Genomic DNA, 20,911 nt, shown 5'->3' with positions numbered 1-20,911 from the left:
GTGACTTATAGAGAGCCTGTCAGTTCCATAAGAAAAAGCAGCAGTCTTTAGATAATTTCTTTCAAGACCACCGCTTCAATTTGATACATCCATTCTATTATCAATAACTTTCCTTATAAGTTCTCAAATGGTTCCAGTACAATATTAATCTTTGCCATCATTTCATCATCAATATCCCAGGCAGTACATTGTATATTCTGCTCCAACTGCTCTACCGTTGAAGCACCTCCAATAATAGAAGTGACTTCCTCTTTTTGCCTCAGCCAGTTCAAAGCAACCTCGTTCATTGGTTTTCCATATTCCTCCGCAATTTTCTTAATCTGTTCTGCACCATCAAAATACTGGCGGAACGCCGGCCCTGCCAGCTTGGGATTTGCATTCCTGATATCATTTTCAGAAAAGTTTGACCCTGAATGGAATTTCCCGGCCAGCAGCCCCTGGAACAGCGGGCTGTAGGGCAAAAATGCCTGACCATACTTTCTTACATTAGGCAGAACTTCCTTTTCTGTCAGATATTCCAAAGGAATGCTGTGATAGCTGTCTGTATTCCGCTCCAGCATATTGTAAAGGCTCTGCTGACAATGAACATCTGTATATTCCATCATTTTATCTACATCTGTTTGTGAAAAATTACTCAATCCTACATAACGGATTTTTCCGGCCCTTTTCATTTCTTCCAGGGCTTCTGCCGTTTCCTCCAGTGGCACATTGGGATCAGGCCAATGCAACTGGTAGATATCCACATGGTCAGTCTGAAGTCTGATCAATGTCTCATCAATCTCTTTCAGCAGGCTTGCTTTTGAAAGATTATTTTTCGTCTCATGCTTCTCATTCCATAGCAGGCCGCCTTTGGAAGCAATCAGAACCTTATCTCTGTAGCCACTTTCCTTAAGCGCTGCTCCCAGAACCATTTCCGAATGCCCCCAGCCATATACCGGGGCAACATCGAAGAAATTTACTCCCATTTCAATTGCCGCATGAATAATCCGTGATGATTTCCTGTCATTCATGGAATCCCAATCGCCTCCAAAATTCCAGCACCCAATTCCAATCACCGAGATTTTTTCTGCAATTTTTCCAACCTTCTTGTAAATCATAGCCTTCCCTCCATTGATCAGCTTTTCCGCATTTTATCAATCACTACTGCAATTGCTATTAACGAACCTATCATAATTTCCATGATAAACGAATTGATTCCAAGCAATGTTCCGCCCTGACGAAGCGTCGCCATAATCATGGCGCCAAGTACGGTACCAATTACAGAACCTTCCCCGCCATCCAAACTCGCACCGCCCACAACAGAAGCAGCGATTGCATCAAGCTCATATCCAACACCGGAAGTCGGCACCCCGTTGCCAAGGCGGGCCGCCATCAGAATGCCTGCAATTCCGCATACAATCGCAGAGAATATATACACTCCATATACCGTTGAGGAAATATTGATTCCGCTTAATCTTGCAGATTCTTTATTGCTTCCATAAGCATAGATATTTCTTCCAAACACAGTTCTTCCTGTGATGAATATACCAAGGGTAATAATCGCCAGCCAGGTCAGAAACATATTGGGAATTCCCAATACAGAGCCAGATGCAAATGCCGTAAAGCCCTGGGGAAGGTTGGATATGGTTTTGGCCCCTGTCATCAACAGAATCACATTCCTTACAACCGTCATGGATGCCATGGTGGCAATAAACGGCGGAACTTTTGCATTATGTACCAGGACACCGTTAAACAATCCAACTAACACGCTTGCACCTATGGCAATCAAGATTGAAACTAGGACCGGGACTCCATTTACCATGCACATGGAAACTATAATTCCTGATAAACCAACGACCGAGCCAACGGACAAGTCAATACCAGAGGACGTTATAACAAAGGTCATACCTATTGCTATGATCCCATAGATGGATGCCTGCTTTAAGAGCTTCATCAGTGTATCTACTTTTAAAAAAACCGGTGATTTCATACCAAAGAACAAAAACAGTGCAACTAAAATTCCCACCAACAGCAGCTCCGTCTGAAAACGGGACAGGAACAGATTTTGTTTTTTCTTTTCCGCCATTGTCTTTATGACTCCTTTCCTTTCATACCAGAAGCGTACCGCATGATGTTTTCATCGGTAAACTCTTCACGGGAAATAATTCCCATCTGACGCCCTTCATACATCACCATCATCCTGTCTGCAAGCCCCATAACCTCTGGAAGATAGGAGGATATAATAATTATGGTCTTGCCTTCCTTAATCAGAGATTCGAATACTTTATAGATTTCAAGCTTTGCACCCACATCAACTCCTACTGTGGGCTCATCAAAGATAAATAAATCACTGTCCTGTGCCAGCCATTTCGATATAACCACCTTCTGCTGATTGCCCCCGGACAGATTCTTGACCCGCTGATAAACCGTAGGTGTCTTTGTTCTGAGCTTTTCTGCATACTCCCGGGCAATTCGTTCGCCTTTTCCTTTATTCATAATTCCCAGACGGGTGATTTTGTGCACCGCAACCATATTGGTATTATCTGCCACCGACATGCCCAGCGCCAGCCCCTGAGCCCGCCTGTCTTCCGGGAGAAGTGCAATTCCGGCCTGAATCCCATAAACCGGTCTGGTGAAATCTGCCGGCTTTCCCATAAAGGTCACTTTCCCCGAGTCTTTGGCATCGGCTCCGAAAATCGCTCTCACAATTTCGGTCCGCCCGGAACCCACCAATCCAAACATGCCAAAGATCTCGCCCCGCTTCACCTCAAAACTGATATTTTGAAAGGCGGTTCCCCTTGAAATATTTTCTGCCTTAAGGATGGTCTCACCCGGTGGAACATGCTCAATCTGATACATATTATTTACGTTTCTTCCCACCATCATTGATATGAGGCGGTCTTCATCCGTATTTTTCATGTCAACGGTTCCCACAAAGCATCCATCTTTTAAAACAGTAGCCCTGTCACAGATACTGAATATTTCTTCCATACGGTGTGAGATATACAAAACCCCTACGCCGTCCTGTTTCAGCTTCTTAATAATTCGAAACAGCTGTTTTGTCTCATCTGCGGTCAGTAATGCCGTCGGTTCATCAAAGATAACCGCCTTTGCCTTTTGATGCATGGTCTTCCCAATTGCAACCATCTCCTGCTGTGCCACTGGCAGCGTCCTGATAATTGCTTTTGGGTCCGCATGCACTTCAATGGAGTCCAGTGTCTCTTTTGTTTCTCTATACATGCGGGCATAATCCACGGTACCGAATTTCGTTCTGGGCAGCTGTCCCATAAAGAAGTTCTCAGCTACAGAAAGATGCTGTGCCAGATTCACATCCTGATACACCGCCCCCAATCCCAATGACTGTGCATGAAAAGGGGACTTAATCTCTTTTTTCTCCCCATTTAAATAGATTTCTCCCTCTGTTTTGCTATAGACTCCCATAAGTATTTTTATAATCGTGGATTTGCCTGCGCCATTCTCGCCTACCAGTGCATGTACTTCTCCTGGAAGGAGCTCCAGGTCCACGCCGGAAAGAGCGCGTACACCTGGAAACTCCTTTACAATTCCTTTCATGGAGACAATGGGTATTATTTGTTCCTGCATTTGCAACCTCCATAAATTTCTGACCAATTGACATTTATTATTTACCAGGATACAGCAGCTTCTGCACTTCCGGCACGTCTAAATTGTCTTTGGTTACCAGAGTCGTAGCCGCTACCACATCATGTTCAACACTCTTGCCTTTTAACGATGCAATGACGGAACGTACGCCTTCATATCCCATTCCGTATGGATCCTGAACAACGATGCCGGTCAATGCACCGCTTTTAATTGCTTCGATTTCCGTATCATCAGAGTCAAATGCATAGGCAAGGATACTTCCGGACTTTTCATTCTGAGCAATGGAATTTGCAATGCCGTCTCCCATGTGGTTATTATCTCCGAATATCCCAATCAAGTCCTGGTTTGCGAGAATCAGATTGTCTACTGCATCCTGTGCTTTTGCAATATCATTATCACAATACTGGGTTTCTATCATTGTAATGTCTGGAACCAGTTCTTTCACTTTATCTGCAAATCCCTCACAACGTGCCTGGTTTACGGCAGAACCGGAGTCCGCACTGATCACTGCCACCTTTTTACCAGACGGATCGATTCCTGCTTCTTTCCACTGCTCCACCATTTTCTCTGCAGCAGTAGATGCCGCTGCATAATGGTCGGTTGCCAGATGCTGGGTATAAGCATCTGTTGCTAATTTATTGTCAACAGTTACAACCGGTATTCCTGCTGCTACTGCTTCCTCCACCGCCGGAACAGTAGCCTCAGAGCTGATGGAAGCAATGACTATGCCATCCGGTTTAGAAGAAATCGCATTTTCCAGTATCGTAACCTGCTCATCAATTCCTGTCTCAGATGCCGGACCTGCAGTGGTCACTTCAATCTCTCCGTTACTCTCGGCAGCTGCTGCCTGTGCTCCAAGTAGTACTGTCTGCCAGTAGGAAGAATCTGTTGCTTTGATAATAACTGTTATTTTGTAAGGACCGGATTTTGCCTCTGGTTCTACTGGTTTTTCACTTTCCGCTGCTTCTGCTTTCGTTGTGGTAGCGGGCTGGGCCGCTTCCGTAGACTTTGTGGATGAACTACCGCCACATGCAGTCAGCGTTCCCGCCATGGTGACTGCCATCATCATTGCTAAAATTCGTTTCTTCATAATAGATCCCTCTCATTCATAATATAGTTTTATTTATATATCCGGGATGACGTCTCTCCCGTGCATATACGATATATTTCAATATGGAACCGCTCCCACATCTGGTAAAAAAAACAAACGTTACCGGTTTGTTTTTTCCGAGCCATTCAGCTCCAGCTTACAGGGGGCTACCCAAATGCTTCTTTGTACATCCGGCTTATTCATCCGTTCCATAAGAAGCTTCATACTCATGCGTCCCATCTCAATGGTATCCCTGGATACACAGCTGAATGGGAACCCCAGCACATCCAGCATGGGGACATTGTCAATTCCCACAACTGCAATATCACTTCCAATGGTAATACCCTTCTCTATCATGGCTTTAATAAACCCGATACTAGTACGGTTATTGCAGGTAATCATGCCATCAGGCAGTACTTTGCTTTCTATCATACGTTTGGTCAGTTCATAGGCCGTTTCTATGGTAAAATCCCCTTTTAACACAAATTGTTCCGGAATCTCCAATCCATTTGCCGCCATGGCATCCTGATATCCCCGGAACCTTTCCCTGGCTATTTTAAGCTGCATATCACCTTGAATAATGCCGATTTTTTTATTCCCGGCCTGGATCATGCTTTCTGTTGCAATATAACCGCTCTCATAGTTTTGGAAATAAATCGTATCCCACTGGGAATAATCAAAATCCCTGTCTACCACTACCACTGGCACATCCAGTTTTGCCAAAGCATTCTTTAACTTGTCCACAGACTCCTTATCGCCATAGCCCATGGCAGGTGTAATAATCACACCCCTCACCCGCTGCTGTTCTAAGGCTGATAATGCCTTCAGTTCTTTATCCCCATTATTTTGTGTATCACAATAGATGATAGAAAAACCATTCTGATCAGCCACTTCATTGATTCCCTTTAAAACTTCCCCGAAAAAAGTATTGTCTATCTCAGGGATAACCACACCGATTGTGCTCCCGATCTGTTTGGAAAGACTGACGGCTGCTGCAGACGGCTTATATTGATGTTCCTGTATGATTTTCTCAATCCTGCGCCTGGTCTCCTCATTTACATAGCCATTATTATTCAAAACTCTGGATACCGTTGACTTCGAAACACCTGCCAGCTCTGCCACTTCGTGAATTGTCAGCATATCATTCTCCTTGTACTTCTTTTTCGGTTATGGTACCGGTCCCTCATATTGCATTTCCATATTATCATAGCATTTTTTATGTGTCAACACTATTTTTTCAATATTTTTTGTTACTTTTTTATTTTTATCACTATTAAATTAGATTATAATACTACCTTATTACTCATTTTATGGAACCGGTATCACAAAGTATGAGCACAGTTGCTGTGTACTTCGTCCTTGCCGGTGGCTGATCCTCTGTTCAATTTTTATCTCTTAAATATTCCTCAAGGCAGAGGTTTTGATCGTTCATTTCAGTGGCAGCCTTAATTCCTACATAGCGGTAATGCCACGGCTCATTGCTCACACCAGTGATTTCTGTTTTATCCGGCGGATAGCGGAGGATAAATCCAAAACGGTATCCGTTTTGTTTCAGCCATTTATAAACTTCACTTCCCTTTGATTGAACCCCATCCGCATTGATATCCACAGCGATTCCCAACTGATGTTCACTTGTACCTGGAATCGCGACCCATGTTTCTGCTTCGGTCTTTGCTTGGTAGGCTGAATATCCTTCCGCTTTATATGCTGCAACTTTTTCATCCATCAGGCTCTGCTGCTTCTCAGCCGTTCGGTATCCTGAAACGACCACGAGATTTACACCGTCAGCCCTTGCTGCATCAAACATGTTCTGAAGTGCCGGGTATATCCGTGTATCAACAGTTTGTCCATTTGATAATTTGGTCAAATCTACGTGGTAATCCTCTGGAATCACATTCCATCGATTGACTAGAATCAAGCTCCACAAAGGATCATCCGTATCATCTTTTTTAATGTCGGCTGAACTGATGTCGGGACTGTCCGTCCCAATGGATAAAATAGGTTCAGGCGAAACTTCTTTCAAATTCAAACCATTGATGCAGTACCAAAGCAAACCGATGACAGCTGCTACTGAGATCAGCCGCAATATCATATGGTTCTTTCTCAAGCGTGAATGTTGTTTTAATGCTCGTTTCCTCTTATAGCCGCTATAATTATTATTGCAATTAACCATTATAATTAAGTTCTCTCCTTTCAATGAATCGGATGCAGGAAGCTCCTGCTGGTAAATATCTTACCAAACAAGAGCTTCCTGTAGTTTAATATGGAGTTGTTTAATTCCTAAGAAAATCCTAATATTCGATTGATATCTTACTAATTTGTAACCGGAAGAGTTACCGTAAGGGACGTAATACCACCTTTACTATCCGCCATTATCGTTCCCTGGTGCATAGTTATGATTTCCTTTGCAATAGCCAATCCCAAACCAGCTCCGCCCGTATTCGAGGCACGGGCTTTGTCCAGTCGGTAGAATTTCTCGAAAATAGAGGATAACTCTTCCTCAGGTATCGTGGTACCCTGATTTCGAAACGTAATCACCACCTGATGATTCCTTTCACCCGCGGAAATGGAGATTTCCGTATGGGGATCGCTATACGCCACAGCATTTTTCAGAATGTTATTGAACACACGCGCCAACTGTGTGGGATCTCCATAAGCGGTAAGGTTTTCATCCGCGTGAACCGCTATAGTATTTGCCTTAGGAGTGAGAACCGGATAAAACTCGTCTGCTATTTGAACCAGCATATAGTATAAATCAACTATTTGTTTTTCAAGTTTAATCTGCTGCGAGTTATAACGGGTAATCTCAAAGAACTCATTTACCAGATTCTCCAGCCGGTATGCTTTCTCCAATGTAATATGGACATATTTTGCCTTTTGCTCCAACGGCATGTCCGGAGCCTCATCCAGCAGGCTTAGATAACCAATCACAGAAGTGAGCGGTGTCCGTATATCGTGAGCCAGATACATGATGAGGTCGCTTTTTCTCTGCTCTGCTTCCTGAGCACGGTAAGCACGGTCAGACAAAGTCTTTCGGACAGTGTTCAGCTTCTCTTCAATGGCGGCCATTTCAGGAACCAGTTGTATGAAATCATCCTGTTCTGAAACCAATGCATCAATTCCATGATTGATTATATCAAAATATCGGGTGAACCGATGGAGAAATATGAAAAGCAACAGAAAATATACGAAAAGCGCAGCACCAAGGAAAAAAAGTCCAAAGTTATACCGGAACACATAATGATAGGTGGTAAATGCTTCTTCTTGCGTCATGTGCAAAAACCTTTGGAAAAATTTTACCAGCAGGTTGCCTACTTTACCTTTCCAAACCATCATATAGATGACTACAATTACCGTAAATGATATAACAGCCATAATAATTAGCTGCCATAGTATCTTTTGTCTGAACTTTCTGTATCCAGATGCATCCTGAAAATTATAGTTCAATTTTGTACCCCACTCCCCAGATTGTCTTGATATATTGTGGATTCTCCACCGTATCCCCCATTTTTTCACGTAAATGACGAATATGGACTGTTATAGTGTTATTGCTTTTCGTGTAATACTCGTCTTTCCAGATTTCACGAAAAAGCTCTTCTGCGCTAACCACTTTTCCCTTTCGTTCTAAGAGAATACGAAGAATGTAAAACTCGGTGGGCGTAAGGTCCAGCGGTTTTTCATTTAAAATGCATTCGTGGGTGCTGCTGTTCAACACCAAACCGGAATGCACGATGATACTTTCTTCTGTTGTACCTGCCTGAACTGAATTATACTTTTTATAGCGCCGAAGCTGTGCCTTTACCCGCGCTACCACCTCCAACGGACGAAATGGTTTTGTAATATAATCATCAGCTCCAAGGGTAAGCCCGGTAATCTTATCAATCTCCTGGTCCTTGGCTGTCAGCATGATGATCGGGTAGGCATGGTTCACCCTAATCTTCTGGCAGAGTGTAAAACCGCTCATATCCGGCAGCATGATGTCCAAAATAGCAATATCAATCTCCGTAGTTTCAATGCAAGCAAGAGCCTCTTTTGCAGTATAAAACTTAAATACCGAATAATTTTCATTTTGTAAATAGAGTTCTAACAAATCTGAAATCTCTTGCTCGTCATCTACGACAAGTATTTTTTCCTGCATAGATTATAATTCCTTTCCCTGAACGTCAGTATGTATGATTTTACCATTTCGTATGGGGATTATTTTGATTTTTTCCATGATAAATCATTAATATTTTCTTAAGAATATCGTTCGGGTTTGTTTTTAGGCACATACGATCGTATTATTCCCATGTGCTTATTATTATATCATGCTATTTTTGCCAATGTTATCACTGCATGAACCTTTTTAAGCAGTATTCAGAGGGATGGCAATAAAAAAGCCGCTGCTCCCTGGTAATGGCTTACCTGGCCTTGCAGCGGCCTTTCACAATGACTCCCTGTATTTATGGATTCCTATAAAGCTGCCGCAAGTCCTACGAACAGTAATAAAACCTGTATGGCTACACACAGGGCTGTTACGCCCAGGCAAGACGGCATCGGGTTTTTAAGATTCGGTGAAATCGATCTTTTAATAACAAACACACCTCCCATGGTGCCAACCAATATCCCTAACAGGCCGCTTAGAACCCAGCCGCTTATGATAATAGCAGCAGTGATAATATAAGCCCAGCGGGGTATTTCATTTAGGGGTACATATGGTTTTTTTGAATTTAAGTATACATCATCCACAGCCAAATCCACTTTGGAACCGATTGATGTAAGATGAAGCGTTTTTCCCTCCAGCTCGATCGGCTCATCAAATACCCGGATAAACATGCTTTTACTCTTGACAGGCGTAGAAACACCATCCACGATCTTTTTTCCGCGAAAGGCACCGGACTTAAACTTAATCTCATGCTCTTTGCCGTCAATCATTACATTCCATTTGTTTTTCATACATAGAACCTCCAAAACCCATTTAATATTTTATAGAACAGAACCCAGGATCCCCTTACCGGATACCGGCCGCAACCAGCTGAAGCTTTGAAGCTGTCTGCCTGTCTAATTCGGCGGTGTAATCAAGTTCACTGGGAGACTGATCGTATAACACCTGATACAAAACGCATGCCGCAAGATAGGTACCTGCCGGCGAAGGATGGTTCCCGTCTTCATCCCAGAGTTCAATTTCCGGGTATTCGGACGAACACCGCATAAATGCGATACCGGCCGGTGCCAGCAGCGCATCCAGCTCACTGGCAATGTTTATGTAATTTTGAGCCATTTGAGTCTGCATTTCTTCTCTTGAATTTTTTATTTCCAATCCTAATAAAGGAAAAGAAAAGCCCTCTTTATAAGCCCAAGTCATAAGAAACACAGATTCCCCGTTTGCCTCCCGGATCATACTGTCAAGCGTCCTTGCGGCAGGATACATGTGTTCTTCTGCCCCTATAGTGGAAATGCCGCTTTGTTCCTGCATAATTACGTAATCCCAATCGTAATTTTTCAGTGCATCCCATGCCTGTGCCCCAACCTCATCCGTTTCATCTGCAAAATATTCAAGACGGTAGGAACCTTCCGTCAATTCATATACCTCCGGCTCGAATCCTCCGCTCTGGCTTAAATTCATAAATACCGTGGGAAGATCATTAAAATAGGTCATGCTGTTTCCCAAAAACAGAATGGCCGGGTCAGTTTTCACCTGTACCGGTTTTCTTAAATTCAGCTCCTGGTCAAAATCCATCACCTGGATCTTTTCACCCTTTAATGCATTGGAAATAAGAAAATATCCGGCCAAAAAAATAATGGCCAAAACTGCCAGAATTCCAATTACTATCTTTACTAATCTTGATCGCTTCATACTCCTGCCTTTCCCTTTGTTATTCATGAAATATATCGGTCAAAATTGGTGATAAAATAGGTTTTATTTAATTATTTTTTCAATTTTAGTAACTGTATACAAAAATTAACTATAATTTAACTATTTATGGTAAAATCTGGATAATTTGTTCCAATATGGAGGTCTAAAGGAAAGGAGGCTATAAAAAATTGCATACCAAAACCTTAAAAAGGTATGGAAAAAGAGACCTGATTTTTTAGGTCTCTTTCACTCTTTTCCTTATTTAGGTTTGTGCGGATTAGATTCGTTCAAACGCCAGACCAATAGTTCTCCTGCCCGGCATTCTTTGTACAAACGGCATGGACCCACCGTTTGTTCTCCTGTCCAATAATCGTTCCAATTTCCTTTTGGCAGATACACCCCCCTTCCTGTCACTCCTTCCTCTAAGACCGGTGCCACTAAAAGCCGGGAGCCAAACATATACTCATCGTCCACCGCGCAGGCCTCTTTATCCTCCGGCCAGTCAATCACCAATGCGGCCATCAGGGGACGGCCTGTATTAGCGCTTACCTTTGCTTCCTTAAGAATATAAGGCAGCAGCCGTTCCCTTTCTTTTGTAAATTTCCGGCAAATGTCAATGATTTCCGGTCTGCCTGTCACCTTTGCCATGTTCCATGGACTTCTGTCGTTGATCGCTTCTTCCGAAGCCGCCAGAAGCTCGGAAAACTGGCCGGAAGCCGGTTCTGAGTGCCACTGCATGACCGGAGCAAAGCAGGCCATGCAGAAGGAACGCAGATACAATTCGGCGGAAGGCAATTTTCCTGCAAAGCCCGCAAGGTCAAAGCCCCAGAAGGGCAGACCCGACAATCCGGCGTTTAAGCCCGCTGTCACCACATGACGCAGTTCTTCCCAAGTGGACTGCTGGTCCCCGGCCCAGTGCATGGGCGTGGTCTGGGCGCCCGTGTATCCGGCCCTGGAAAAGAGGATCCTCACATCTCCGATAAAGTCTGTATAGGCTTTGGTGTAAACCATGGCATAACCATTTTTCATCTGGCTTCCGGTCCGTCCGTCAAAGAAACGGGCGCCATCGTCGTATACAAACTCTCCGCCGTCGGTCTTAAAGCCATCCACTCCCATGTCAAGCAGGTATTGCCGCTTTTCAAACCACCACTCACAGGCCGCCGGATTGGTGAAATCCGGTATCATGGAACCGCCGAACCAGCGCCCTTCCGGTATCAAATAGGGAGAACCGTCGGCATTGGTGACAACAAAGCCTTTTTGGACCGCTTCGGCGCAGTCTGCCTCGTGCTCCGGACAAATGCGCCACGGCTCCAGCTTTTTTAAAACCGGAACCTGCCAGAGAATCAGGCGGATTCCTTTCTCATGGAGGTCCCGGATCATCCGTTCGGGATCGGGAAAACGCTCTTTGTCAAAGCGGTAAAAGGTGGCTTCATCACTCCAGGCTTCGATTACCACCACAGAGGGCTTCATCCCCTGCCTGACAGCTTCTTCCACCACTTCTTCCACCACCGCCTGACTATCCCAGCGGTTAGCGGACATCCAAAGACCAAAGGCCCAGTCCGGCGGCAGTCTGGGCCGCCCCGTAAGTGCGGTAAACTCTTTAAGGACCTCTAAGGGCTTCCCCGTAAATGTCCGCACATCGTACTGGTCCGGAAGCGTAAAAAGGATCCCTTCATCAGTTTTTTCCGTAAAAACAGTAAACTTTTCCAGTGTGTCCACATAAAGTCCTCCGCCTCCGTCCGTCAAGGCAAAGGGAATGGGCAGATAGGTGGAAGCCCCCTGATTGGTAAAGGTTTCATACACGTGGTTTTCCCGGGCAAGGCCCTCCTGATTCAATGCGTCAAACCGTTCTCCAAATCCGTAAACGGCCTGACCGGCAAGCAAACATTTCATCCTTTCACTCCTCCAACCTGTAATCCTGCTGCAAAATACTTTTGTGCCAAAGCATAAACCACCAGAATCGGAAGCATGGAAACCAGGGCCCCCGCCATGAGTAAGTTGTATTCGCTTTTGTACTGCCCGTTTAAGGAGCTTAAAATAATTGGCAGGGTAAACTTTGTCTTTGTAGTCAGCATGACCAGCGGCAATAGGTAGTCATTCCATGCGTCCATAAAGCAGATAATCGCCAAAGTAGCCAGGCTGGACTTGCACATGGGGCATATGATCCGTACAAAGACAGTAAAAATTCCCGCGCCGTCAATGGCAGGCGCTTCCATATAGACATTAGGAATCGTCATCATGCGCTGGCGCAGCATAAACACCGCAAACACCTTGAACACGCTTGGCAGTACCAAAGCCCCCAGGCTATCCACCAGTTTCAGCTCTCCCATCAGTAAGTAAAGAGGGATGAACAGCACCTGGGAAGGAATCATCATGGTTGCCAGATAAACCAGAAAAACGACGTTTTTCCCCTTAAAATCCAGTTTTGCAAAGGCAAAGGCAGCCATAGCGGAACTGATAATCGTCACGGCTACAGAGCTGATGGAAACCACAAGAGAATTAAACATGGAAACGGTCATTCCCTCTTTGCTGAATAAATCCGAAAAATTCTTAAAGGACGGATTTCTTGGTATCCACTGTATGGGCAGGGCCATGATTGCGCCGTAGTCCTTAAAAGAAGTAGACAGCATCCAGAAAAACGGAAGCAAGGTCACCACCGATAGCAAAACAGCCGTCAAATGGTATAAAACTCCGGATACCGCTTTACGACTCATAATACACCCACTTTCTTTGCAGCACGTTTTGCAGTGCGGTAAAGGCAAAAATAATGACAAACAACACCCAGGACCAGGCCGCTGCATAGCCCATACGGCCAAACTTAAAAGCGTATTTGTAGATCCGCTCCACCATAACCATGGTTGCCCCGTTAGGTCCTGCGTCGCCGTTCTTGGTCATGACCATGATCTGCGGGAAAAGCTGAAAGGCATTGATCAGGGACAGCATGATGACGTAGAACAAAATCGGCGACAGCAGAGGCAGGGTAATACTTTTGAACTTTTGAAAATATCCCGCCCCGTCAATGTCAGCGGCCTCGTAGTACTCCGGATTTATGGCCAAAAGTCCGCTAAGCAGGATCATTCCGTAAAATCCCATGTCCTTCCACACACTGGCCAGGACGATGGAAGGCATTGCCCAACCCTCGCTTTGGAGCCATAAAGGCCCCTGAATCCCCAGGCCCGCCAAGGCATTGTTGACCGGCCCGTACTCCGGACTTAACATCCATTTCCAGATCAGGGCTCCCGCCACCCAGCTGGTCAGCACCGGTATGTAGTAAAGCATCCGGTAAACGGGTGCCATGCGGCTCTTTCGCTGAATGATCAGGGCAACCATGATGGAAAACAGCAGGACCAGCGGAAGGTACAGCAGAATGAAATAGGCGTTATGCCCTAAAACCGCCCAGAATTCAGAATCTTTGACAAGCTGGGAGTAATTGGAAAACCCCACGAACTTGTCGCCGACAAATCGGAAAAAACCGTGGAACAGTCTTACCCTGCTCATCCCCGACCAATCGGTGAGACTAAGCAACAGCGAGGCAAAAATTGGAATCAGATGAAACAGCACAAGTCCGGCCATACTTGGCAAAAGAAAGAAAAAGGCCTTTCCCCCCTGTTTTTTATACATAGCAGTTCCCTCCTGTCAGGCACGATAAACGTCAGTTTAATTTGATCTTCTGTTCCAGCTCCGCCTGACACTCATCCAGTGCGTCTTTAGCGGTAACATTCCCGGAAATGGAGTTGTTTAAGTGCTTGGTGATGATCTCCTGCATTTCAGACTGCTGTTTTACCACCGGAGGTGTTACCAGATAATCCAGGGATTGAAACACAGCTTCCCGGTTCTCCGGCGGTGTTACCTCTAAATAGGAATCCAGTACGTCCGAATAGGTAACAGGCGGAAGCTCCCAGCTTGCATCCACGCGGATTTGTGCGGCTTCCTTGTTTCCTGCCAGGAAGGCGGCCAAAGCGGCAGCGGCTTCAGGATTGCCGGTTTCTTTGTTTACCACGTAAGCATTGGAAAAAAAGTGAGTGGCTTTTGCAGTATTCCCCGGCTCAAGCGCTACGTCCCAGGTAAAATTGCAGTTATCCGTAAAGTCACTGAAAGCCCAGATTCCGGTTACGATCATACCAAGACGTCCGGTCTTAAACAGATCCCAATCGCCCATGCCGCCCATTTGTGCGTCGGAGGGCATAACATTGCTGTCCTTCACCCAACCGGACATGATTTCCAGGGTTTCCACGTTTTGCGGCAAATTGACGGTGAATTTCCTGCCATCCTCGCTTAATAAGCTTCCGCCGTTCTGCTTCACCCCTTTGTAAAATTCATGGAAGCTTATGGGACGGTATAAACCATAGGTGTCCTGGGAAAGGGCGCGGATTTTCTTTGCGGCCTCTAACATTTCCGTCCAGGTCCAGTCGTCGGTGGGATAGGCGGCTCCTGCCTTGTCAAATAAGTCCTTGTTGTATATGAGCACCACGTTGGAGAAGGAATTTGGAATTCCAAATTGTTTTCCCTCATACTGGAAGGCTTTCAAAGCCGTCTGATTAAAGCCAGAAGCATCCCCCATTAAACCGCCCACGTCCAGAAGTACATCTTCCGACGCATAGGCCACGAAATTCTCAAAATTCAGTTCAAATACATCCGCCGCACTGCCGCCGACGATTTTGGACTGCAGCTGAGTGAAATAGTCGTCATAGCCAAAGCTTTGCAGTTCCACCTTGATGTCCGGATACTGCTCGTTGAATTTCGCAATCATCTTTTTCAGTGCTTCCTCAGACGCACCGCTGCCGGAAAACTGATCCAGCCGGATCGTGACATCTTCTCCGGCTGCGGGTTTTTCTGCAGTTTTGGAACTGCATCCGGAAAGTAAAACTGCTGCACATGCCATTGCACTTACGGCCCATTGATATCTTTTTGCTAACTTCATCATAATAAACTGTCTCCTTAATAGAAAGAATGGATGTTGCTTTGTTTTCGTAAAAGGATCAGCGTACTGATCCCCTTTCTACCAAAGTTAATGGAAATACCTTGTTTTGTAGTGCGTGATTCTCATTTATCAGGAGCTTCACCGCTTCCGTCCCCTTTGCCGCCACATCCTGATGTATGGTGGTAAGAGGCGGATCACAGGTTCTGGAAAGCAGCGAATCGTCAAAGCCTATGACAGAAATATCCGTTGGAACCCTTACGCCCCTCCCGCGCAGTCCCATACATAAGCCCACCGCCAGAATGTCTGCACAAACAAACACTCCGTCAGGCCGCTCCGCCAGCCCCGCCAGATGTTCCCCCATTTTACAGCCGTATTCAAAGGACACCTCTCCCGACAACAGCAGGGATTCCTTTGTACTCAGTCCGTACTCTCCCAGGGCCTTTTCATATCCCTTATAACGCAGGAAATTCACGCCCCTGTCGTTCACATGCCCGGTTACGTGGGCAATTTTTCTAAGCCCTTTTTCAAGCAGGTACTTCGTAGCCATGTACCCGCCCTTCATATCGTCCACGCTGACCCTGTGAAAGCCGGAAGCTTCGCAGTAACTGTCCACCAGTACCACAGGGATGTTTAAGCTTTTTAACTGGCGGCATTCCTCGTCGTCATTCATTCCCACCACGATCACGCCGTCCAGTCCCCGGGTTCTGGCTACTTCCGCGTAAGACTGGCCGGAATCAGCTCCGGAAATCATAATGTGATAACCGCTTTTGCGGGCTGTATACTCCGCCGCCGACATGAAATCACCGTAAAAGGGATTGGAGAACATTAATTCTTTTCCTGATTCCGTCTGGGGAATCAGCACTCCCAATAAGTTACTTTTGTTGTTTACCAGGGTGCGGGCCGCCAGATTGGGAATGTATCCCAGTTCCTTTATGGCGTCATTCACCCGCTTAATCGTTTCAGTGCTTAAGCTTTGCGAGGGCGTATTATTGATTACATAAGACACCGTAGCAATGGAAACCCCCGCCATTTCAGCCACATCCTTTAAGCCGGGCCGCTTCATAAAATCACCTTCTTTCTTATGTTTTTTTATTTTCTTCCGCTTTTATCCTTCCGCCTTTTTCATCGATTACCGCCAAGTACCGCTTTCCTTTTATATAAAAGTGAAAAGATAAATGTTCCCAGTTCTTTGGAAGCCTTGGAGCCAGCTCCGGCCTGCCGTCCTTTCCCAGTGACAGACCTGCGAAACCAAAAACCACTGCCTGCCAGGTAGCACCTGCTGCTGCCAAATGAATGCCTTCCCGTCCCGTATTCTTCATCCGGTCTTCCAGATCCAGGAACAGGCTTTTATCAAAATATCCGCAAGCCTTCTGCTCCAGGCCTAAATATGCCGCCGCCCAGGCGTGAATTCCGAAGCTTAAGCTGGAATCATGAAGCGTCAGAGGTTCATAAAAGTCCCATATAGCTTTTTTCTGCCGTTTCGTAAACAATTCCGGCTTTAAGACCATGAGCAGGATCAAATCCGCCTGCTTGATCACCTGATACCTTTGGAGCCAGTCAAAATCGTACTGATGGTATGCTGCGCTTCCATCCCCGGCCTTACTCCCTGGAAATGCTTCCAGCCGCAGGAAATTGTCGTCCTGAATGTATAAATCCCTGTCAGAATCGTATTCGACCTGGCTTTTTTCTATGATGTCCCGCCATTTTTTCATTTCCGGAACGCTGGCCTGCGCTTCCTTTCTCCGGACCGCCTCCAATGCCAGCCGGAGATTATGGCGGGCCAGAAGTACCGTATAGGCGTTATTTCCTGAGACACCACAGTATTCATCAGGTCCTTTGACAAAGAGCAGGTTATAAACGTCCTTTCTTTGGTCATAGGAAAATCTTCCGGCCCAATACCTGGCGGTTTCCACATACAGCTGCGCGGACTGGCGTTTCAGGGTTTCATCTCCTGAAACCTTTAAATAGTTGTGGACGGCATAGGCCACGTCTGCGGTAATGTGAATTTCACAGCGCCCGATGTCCCAGCTTTGGCATTGTTCTATGCCGCCTATGGAGCACATCCACGGATACCTGGCACCCGGCAGATTCAGTGCCTTTGCGTTCTTCTTTGCGTCCGGCAGAGTGTTTAAACGAAACAGGATCAAATCTCTTGCAGCCTGCGGGTCCGTGTACAGGTAAAACGGCAGCAGGAAAATGTCCGTATCCCAGAAGCAGCAGCCTTTGTACCGTCCATGGGTCAGGCCCCTTGCACCAATGCTGACCATGGGATTGCCGTAGGGACAATTCTGAATAAGCTGAAATAAGTTGTACCGCAGGGCGGACTGAATGGAACTGTCGTTTCCTTTTTGGGTGATCTGTATGTCAGCCTGTTCCCAGCGGGATTTCCAGGCGCCTTCGCTGTCTTTTAACAGTTCTTCAAAGGAATGGCTTATGACGTGAGGATGTAAGTCCTTCCCAGCCTTAGGGAGTGTTTGCGGATCTTTGGAAGCTGCCTCTGAATCCTTAAAAACTGCTTCCGTATACAGAATCTTTTCGATCCTCACCATTTCCCCTTTTACCAGCGGAATGTTCAGTTCTTTCGCCGGGCAGCCGGTCACTGAAGCGTCCTTTGCCGTGCCCTTGCTTTGAAAGATGCGGGCAGTCATGGCTACATGCAGACGTCCGGAAGCTTTGCTGTCAGCCTTTAAAAAACAGTAGTCCTCTCCTGTTTCCGTTTCTGAAACAGAAAGCAAAGACACGGTGTCCAAGTTTTCCTTTGTCTGGTCGTCATCCACAGGCAGGTTCACGGTTTTCCCGTCGATCCCCATGAAAACTGCTGCATTTCCGCTGTAGTTTAAGGCCGTAAGTTCCAGAGAAAGGGCCGACACGTGTTTGTTCTCCATGCTGATAAAGCGGGAAATGCCGATTTGCGTTTCTCTTCCTTCCTTATCTTTCCACACCGACTTCCTCTCAAAAAGGCCGTTGCGCATATCCAGGGTTTGGGAAAAGGATCGGTAATCCCCTGTCCCCAGGGAGAGCTGGAAGTGAAACAGATCCGGCAAATTCACCATGTCCGTAACACCGGGACCGATATACTCAAAGCCGCCTGCCAGATAGTTACAGCGCTCGTGGGACTTTGCCCCATCCAGGTAAAATGCACAGCGGGAACCCAGATAGCCATTTGCCTGGCTGAATATGCTTTCCAGAAACTTTGGGTCCTCTCTGCCCTCACAGCGTATCTTCCATGGCTCATATTGAATCATTTTCCACACCTCCCTTATTGAACCCTTCCATTAAGCAATAAGCCAGAAATCCGGCGCAGGTGGCAAATGCTGCTCCCGTGGTACATTCGCCTGTCATTTCATCCACGCTTTCACAGGCAATTCCATTGTCCATGGAAGCCCTGAGCAGAAAGTCTAAAGACGCTTCCTTCCTGCCGCTGATCAGCCCGTTGGCAACGCTCAGTATCCAGGGCTGGGGCGCATGGGGGCAGCCAATATCGGAAAAAGGCTTTCCTGCAAATGAATATGCATAATCCGGACTCCGAAGGATCTCAACCGTATTTTGCCAGATGGGATCCTCCCTGGTACAAAAACCTAAAAAGGGCAATAGCTCCAGGCTTCCCGGCGGTTCGTCGTACACGTCCCAGTTCCCTTTCTCATCAACAGACCAGACAAAAATCTTTTTCCCCTGATACTCCTTAATACAATGGGTGCAAATGGCACGAAACAAGGTGGATGCTTCCTCTTCCAGCCACTTAAGCGTTTCAGTAGGCCACAAATTCTGGTACAGTTTTTCCACATCCCGCAGGCACCGCCAGGTCAGAACATTGTCATAAGTGCCATAGGGATAAACCCGCATGTCATCCGTTGGCTGTAAAAAGGTTTCATACAGATGAAGGGCCTCGCTCCGCTTGGTCTTTAAAATCGAAAGGATTTTCTTTACCCCTCTCTCAATATGGCTTTCCTGCAAAATGGAAACCTCTCCCGCAGTGCTTACGTAACGGCTAAGGGCCATTAAGGGAGCGCACAGTTCATCCAGTTCAAAGCCCGGTTCCAGCACTGTCCCGTCTATGTAGCGGCTGTGAATGCCGATTTGTTTGATCTGACGGGTAAATACGTAATCCAGAAGTTCCTTTGCATACTGGGGGTCCGCTTTAAGAATGGAAGGAAAGCTCCACAGCAGGCTGTCCCTGTCCCAATAGGCTGCGCTGACATAATACCTGGGGCTTCTGGAAGTGACCATGACCACTTCCTCCGTATCCATGGTCATACCTGTGGCATAAAAGAAGTTGAAAAACAAGTTCCTGTTTAACAGGGAATCCACCTCCGGTATGCCAACGGTTTTCCGGCGCTTACGCAGCCAGCACAGAGTTTCCTCGTAAACCGCGTCAAAGCTCTGCCGCACAAGCTCCTTTGCCGCCGTGGCCGCGGACACCTCTTCAAAGCCCACGCCCCAGAAAATGTCAAACACCACCGATTCTCCGGATTTTAACCGGCAATCATGGGTTCCCTTATAGCGTATTTCCTCGCCCTGTTCCAATTCCCATTTCACAGGCAAAGCAGCCATGGGCGCAAATGCCATAACCGGCATTCCAATGGACAAATCAAAAACCGGGCCGTCATTCCAGCCGGAGCGGTATATCTTTCTCTGTCCCGTAACCGTCTTATCCTCGTTGACGCTGTGAGTCACTTTTCCCCACGCCCCGCTGAAGCCGCAGGAAATCTCCCTTTCTTTTCCGGAATGATTGGTGATGGCCAAACGTATGGCAAAAGCCTTCTGGCCTATGGGAGCCAGAAAAATACCCTCTGTACAAACGCCGTCCTTCTCCGATTCAAACCTGGGAATCCAGTCACATTCCCGCTTCCATTTCAAATCACAGAGCAGCTCCCCTTCCTCCGCCCGCACAAAGGGCCGTATGAGAGGTTCGCATTCACCGCCCCAAAAAGCCAGCATCCCTTTGCAGCCCATATGCAGCACCGTAAAGCTTTCTATGGACGCTGTGGTCTGGTCCAATGTCGGCAGGCTGACAAATTCATTCCCCGTGGGCAGATAGCAATCTTGCATTAAAACACCTCCCCGAATTGCACTGAAACGTTTAAGTAGACAGTGCAAAATTATTGATATTGTATAGTAATTATATACTGTGTTTTCTTTTTTTGTCAATAAGTTTTAATAAAAATTTCTTTATTTCTCTGTAGTTTTATGCATAAAGATGATGGGCAAAAGCCCCGCTGTTTTTGCAAGTGAAAAATGGGGGGCTTTCATGTCTGAAATTGAAATATTTCTTATAATACATGCAGATTTGCTTATAAAATCGTACAGGCCTTCCTATCGCCTCTTATCACCTTGTCATGAATATCAGCCGGATTAAAATACGGGAAAACAATGATGGAATCATCTCCACCGCCTTTATTCATAGGAACCCGCATCCGCGAACAGCTCCGGATGCATCAGATATGCGGCTGCTGTCACATCCCAG

General features: G+C 46.2%; 17 protein-coding genes. All 17 read right to left on the bottom strand.

Annotated features, from left to right (window positions below):
• Positions 1 to 113 precede the first annotated feature (113 nt).
• The 17 genes from CLOSA_RS06140 to CLOSA_RS06060 all read right to left on the bottom strand — a co-directional run bounded on the left by CLOSA_RS06140 (position 114) and on the right by CLOSA_RS06060 (position 20,496).
• A complete protein-coding gene (locus tag CLOSA_RS06140) occupies positions 114 to 1,097 on the bottom strand; it encodes an aldo/keto reductase (protein ID WP_013271905.1) in 984 nt (327 codons plus the stop codon).
• A 17-nt stretch (positions 1,098 to 1,114) separates the two neighbouring features.
• On the bottom strand, positions 1,115 to 2,065 hold the full coding sequence (locus tag CLOSA_RS06135) for an ABC transporter permease (protein WP_013271904.1): 951 nt from the start codon (positions 2,063 to 2,065) through the stop codon (positions 1,115 to 1,117).
• A gap of 5 nt (positions 2,066 to 2,070) precedes the next feature.
• Positions 2,071 to 3,582 carry a sugar ABC transporter ATP-binding protein gene (locus tag CLOSA_RS06130; RefSeq protein WP_013271903.1) on the bottom strand — a complete coding sequence of 504 codons (1,512 nt, stop codon included), beginning with the start codon at positions 3,580 to 3,582 and terminating at the stop codon, positions 2,071 to 2,073.
• Between the two features lie 37 nt (positions 3,583 to 3,619).
• On the bottom strand, positions 3,620 to 4,690 hold the full coding sequence (locus tag CLOSA_RS06125) for an ABC transporter substrate-binding protein (protein WP_013271902.1): 1,071 nt from the start codon (positions 4,688 to 4,690) through the stop codon (positions 3,620 to 3,622).
• Positions 4,691 to 4,810: 120 nt separating this feature from the next.
• Complete coding sequence (locus tag CLOSA_RS06120; protein WP_013271901.1) at positions 4,811 to 5,830, bottom strand: LacI family DNA-binding transcriptional regulator; 1,020 nt, start codon at positions 5,828 to 5,830, stop codon at positions 4,811 to 4,813.
• A 241-nt stretch (positions 5,831 to 6,071) separates the two neighbouring features.
• Positions 6,072 to 6,863: a M15 family metallopeptidase gene (locus tag CLOSA_RS06115; protein ID WP_013271900.1), complete on the bottom strand. Its 792-nt coding sequence runs from the start codon at positions 6,861 to 6,863 to the stop codon at positions 6,072 to 6,074.
• 140 nt (positions 6,864 to 7,003) lie between these two features.
• On the bottom strand, positions 7,004 to 8,137 hold the full coding sequence (locus CLOSA_RS06110; protein WP_013271899.1) for a sensor histidine kinase: 1,134 nt from the start codon (positions 8,135 to 8,137) through the stop codon (positions 7,004 to 7,006).
• Complete coding sequence (vanR, locus tag CLOSA_RS06105; protein WP_013271898.1) at positions 8,127 to 8,828, bottom strand: VanR-ABDEGLN family response regulator transcription factor; 702 nt, start codon at positions 8,826 to 8,828, stop codon at positions 8,127 to 8,129. The genes CLOSA_RS06110 and vanR overlap by 11 nt, the downstream gene beginning before the upstream one ends.
• Positions 8,829 to 9,142: 314 nt before the next feature.
• Positions 9,143 to 9,625, bottom strand: coding sequence for a hypothetical protein (locus tag CLOSA_RS06100; protein ID WP_013271897.1), 483 nt, complete (start codon positions 9,623 to 9,625; stop codon positions 9,143 to 9,145).
• A gap of 55 nt (positions 9,626 to 9,680) precedes the next feature.
• Entirely contained in the window at positions 9,681 to 10,526 is an 846-nt protein-coding gene (locus tag CLOSA_RS06095; protein WP_013271896.1) for an SGNH/GDSL hydrolase family protein, read from the bottom strand.
• A gap of 258 nt (positions 10,527 to 10,784) precedes the next feature.
• Positions 10,785 to 12,419, bottom strand: coding sequence for a glycoside hydrolase family 31 protein (locus CLOSA_RS06090; protein ID WP_013271895.1), 1,635 nt, complete (start codon positions 12,417 to 12,419; stop codon positions 10,785 to 10,787).
• Complete coding sequence (locus CLOSA_RS06085) at positions 12,416 to 13,240, bottom strand: carbohydrate ABC transporter permease (RefSeq protein ID WP_041708515.1); 825 nt, start codon at positions 13,238 to 13,240, stop codon at positions 12,416 to 12,418. The genes CLOSA_RS06090 and CLOSA_RS06085 overlap by 4 nt, the downstream gene beginning before the upstream one ends.
• Positions 13,230 to 14,147, bottom strand: a complete 918-nt coding sequence (locus CLOSA_RS06080) for a carbohydrate ABC transporter permease (RefSeq protein ID WP_013271893.1) — start codon at positions 14,145 to 14,147, stop codon at positions 13,230 to 13,232. The genes CLOSA_RS06085 and CLOSA_RS06080 overlap by 11 nt, the downstream gene beginning before the upstream one ends.
• 31 nt (positions 14,148 to 14,178) lie before the next feature.
• Complete coding sequence (locus CLOSA_RS06075; protein ID WP_013271892.1) at positions 14,179 to 15,450, bottom strand: ABC transporter substrate-binding protein; 1,272 nt, start codon at positions 15,448 to 15,450, stop codon at positions 14,179 to 14,181.
• A gap of 55 nt (positions 15,451 to 15,505) precedes the next feature.
• Positions 15,506 to 16,510: a LacI family DNA-binding transcriptional regulator gene (locus tag CLOSA_RS06070; protein WP_013271891.1), complete on the bottom strand. Its 1,005-nt coding sequence runs from the start codon at positions 16,508 to 16,510 to the stop codon at positions 15,506 to 15,508.
• 16 nt (positions 16,511 to 16,526) lie between these two features.
• Entirely contained in the window at positions 16,527 to 18,692 is a 2,166-nt protein-coding gene (locus tag CLOSA_RS06065; protein WP_013271890.1) for a glycoside hydrolase family 65 protein, read from the bottom strand.
• On the bottom strand, positions 18,679 to 20,496 hold the full coding sequence (locus tag CLOSA_RS06060) for a glycoside hydrolase family 125 protein (RefSeq protein ID WP_013271889.1): 1,818 nt from the start codon (positions 20,494 to 20,496) through the stop codon (positions 18,679 to 18,681). The genes CLOSA_RS06065 and CLOSA_RS06060 overlap by 14 nt, the downstream gene beginning before the upstream one ends.
• Between the last annotated feature and the right edge of the window lie 415 nt (positions 20,497 to 20,911).

Origin of the sequence: [Clostridium] saccharolyticum WM1 (assembly GCF_000144625.1) — a bacterium.
In the GTDB taxonomy this organism is placed as follows: Bacteria; Bacillota; Clostridia; order Lachnospirales; family Lachnospiraceae; genus Lacrimispora; species Lacrimispora saccharolytica.
This window is presented reverse-complemented; position numbering and strand designations above follow the sequence as displayed.

What these genes read in the sequence shown, in the direction of transcription:
- CLOSA_RS06095 (WP_013271896.1), bottom strand. Translation starts at nt 10,526, where the DNA reads ATGAAGCGATCAAGATTAGTAAAGATAGTAATTGGAATTCTGGCAGTT.
- CLOSA_RS06075 (WP_013271892.1), bottom strand. Translation starts at nt 15,450, where the DNA reads ATGATGAAGTTAGCAAAAAGATATCAATGGGCCGTAAGTGCAATGGCA.
- CLOSA_RS06135 (WP_013271904.1), bottom strand. Translation starts at nt 2,065, where the DNA reads ATGGCGGAAAAGAAAAAACAAAATCTGTTCCTGTCCCGTTTTCAGACG.
- vanR (WP_013271898.1), bottom strand. Translation starts at nt 8,828, where the DNA reads ATGCAGGAAAAAATACTTGTCGTAGATGACGAGCAAGAGATTTCAGAT.
- CLOSA_RS06120 (WP_013271901.1), bottom strand. Translation starts at nt 5,830, where the DNA reads ATGCTGACAATTCACGAAGTGGCAGAGCTGGCAGGTGTTTCGAAGTCA.
- CLOSA_RS06090 (WP_013271895.1), bottom strand. Translation starts at nt 12,419, where the DNA reads ATGAAATGTTTGCTTGCCGGTCAGGCCGTTTACGGATTTGGAGAACGG.
- CLOSA_RS06085 (WP_041708515.1), bottom strand. Translation starts at nt 13,240, where the DNA reads ATGAGTCGTAAAGCGGTATCCGGAGTTTTATACCATTTGACGGCTGTT.
- CLOSA_RS06070 (WP_013271891.1), bottom strand. Translation starts at nt 16,510, where the DNA reads ATGAAGCGGCCCGGCTTAAAGGATGTGGCTGAAATGGCGGGGGTTTCC.
- CLOSA_RS06060 (WP_013271889.1), bottom strand. Translation starts at nt 20,496, where the DNA reads ATGCAAGATTGCTATCTGCCCACGGGGAATGAATTTGTCAGCCTGCCG.
- CLOSA_RS06080 (WP_013271893.1), bottom strand. Translation starts at nt 14,147, where the DNA reads ATGTATAAAAAACAGGGGGGAAAGGCCTTTTTCTTTCTTTTGCCAAGT.
- CLOSA_RS06115 (WP_013271900.1), bottom strand. Translation starts at nt 6,863, where the DNA reads ATGGTTAATTGCAATAATAATTATAGCGGCTATAAGAGGAAACGAGCA.
- CLOSA_RS06125 (WP_013271902.1), bottom strand. Translation starts at nt 4,690, where the DNA reads ATGAAGAAACGAATTTTAGCAATGATGATGGCAGTCACCATGGCGGGA.
- CLOSA_RS06100 (WP_013271897.1), bottom strand. Translation starts at nt 9,625, where the DNA reads ATGAAAAACAAATGGAATGTAATGATTGACGGCAAAGAGCATGAGATT.
- CLOSA_RS06130 (WP_013271903.1), bottom strand. Translation starts at nt 3,582, where the DNA reads ATGCAGGAACAAATAATACCCATTGTCTCCATGAAAGGAATTGTAAAG.
- CLOSA_RS06140 (WP_013271905.1), bottom strand. Translation starts at nt 1,097, where the DNA reads ATGATTTACAAGAAGGTTGGAAAAATTGCAGAAAAAATCTCGGTGATT.
- CLOSA_RS06065 (WP_013271890.1), bottom strand. Translation starts at nt 18,692, where the DNA reads ATGATTCAATATGAGCCATGGAAGATACGCTGTGAGGGCAGAGAGGAC.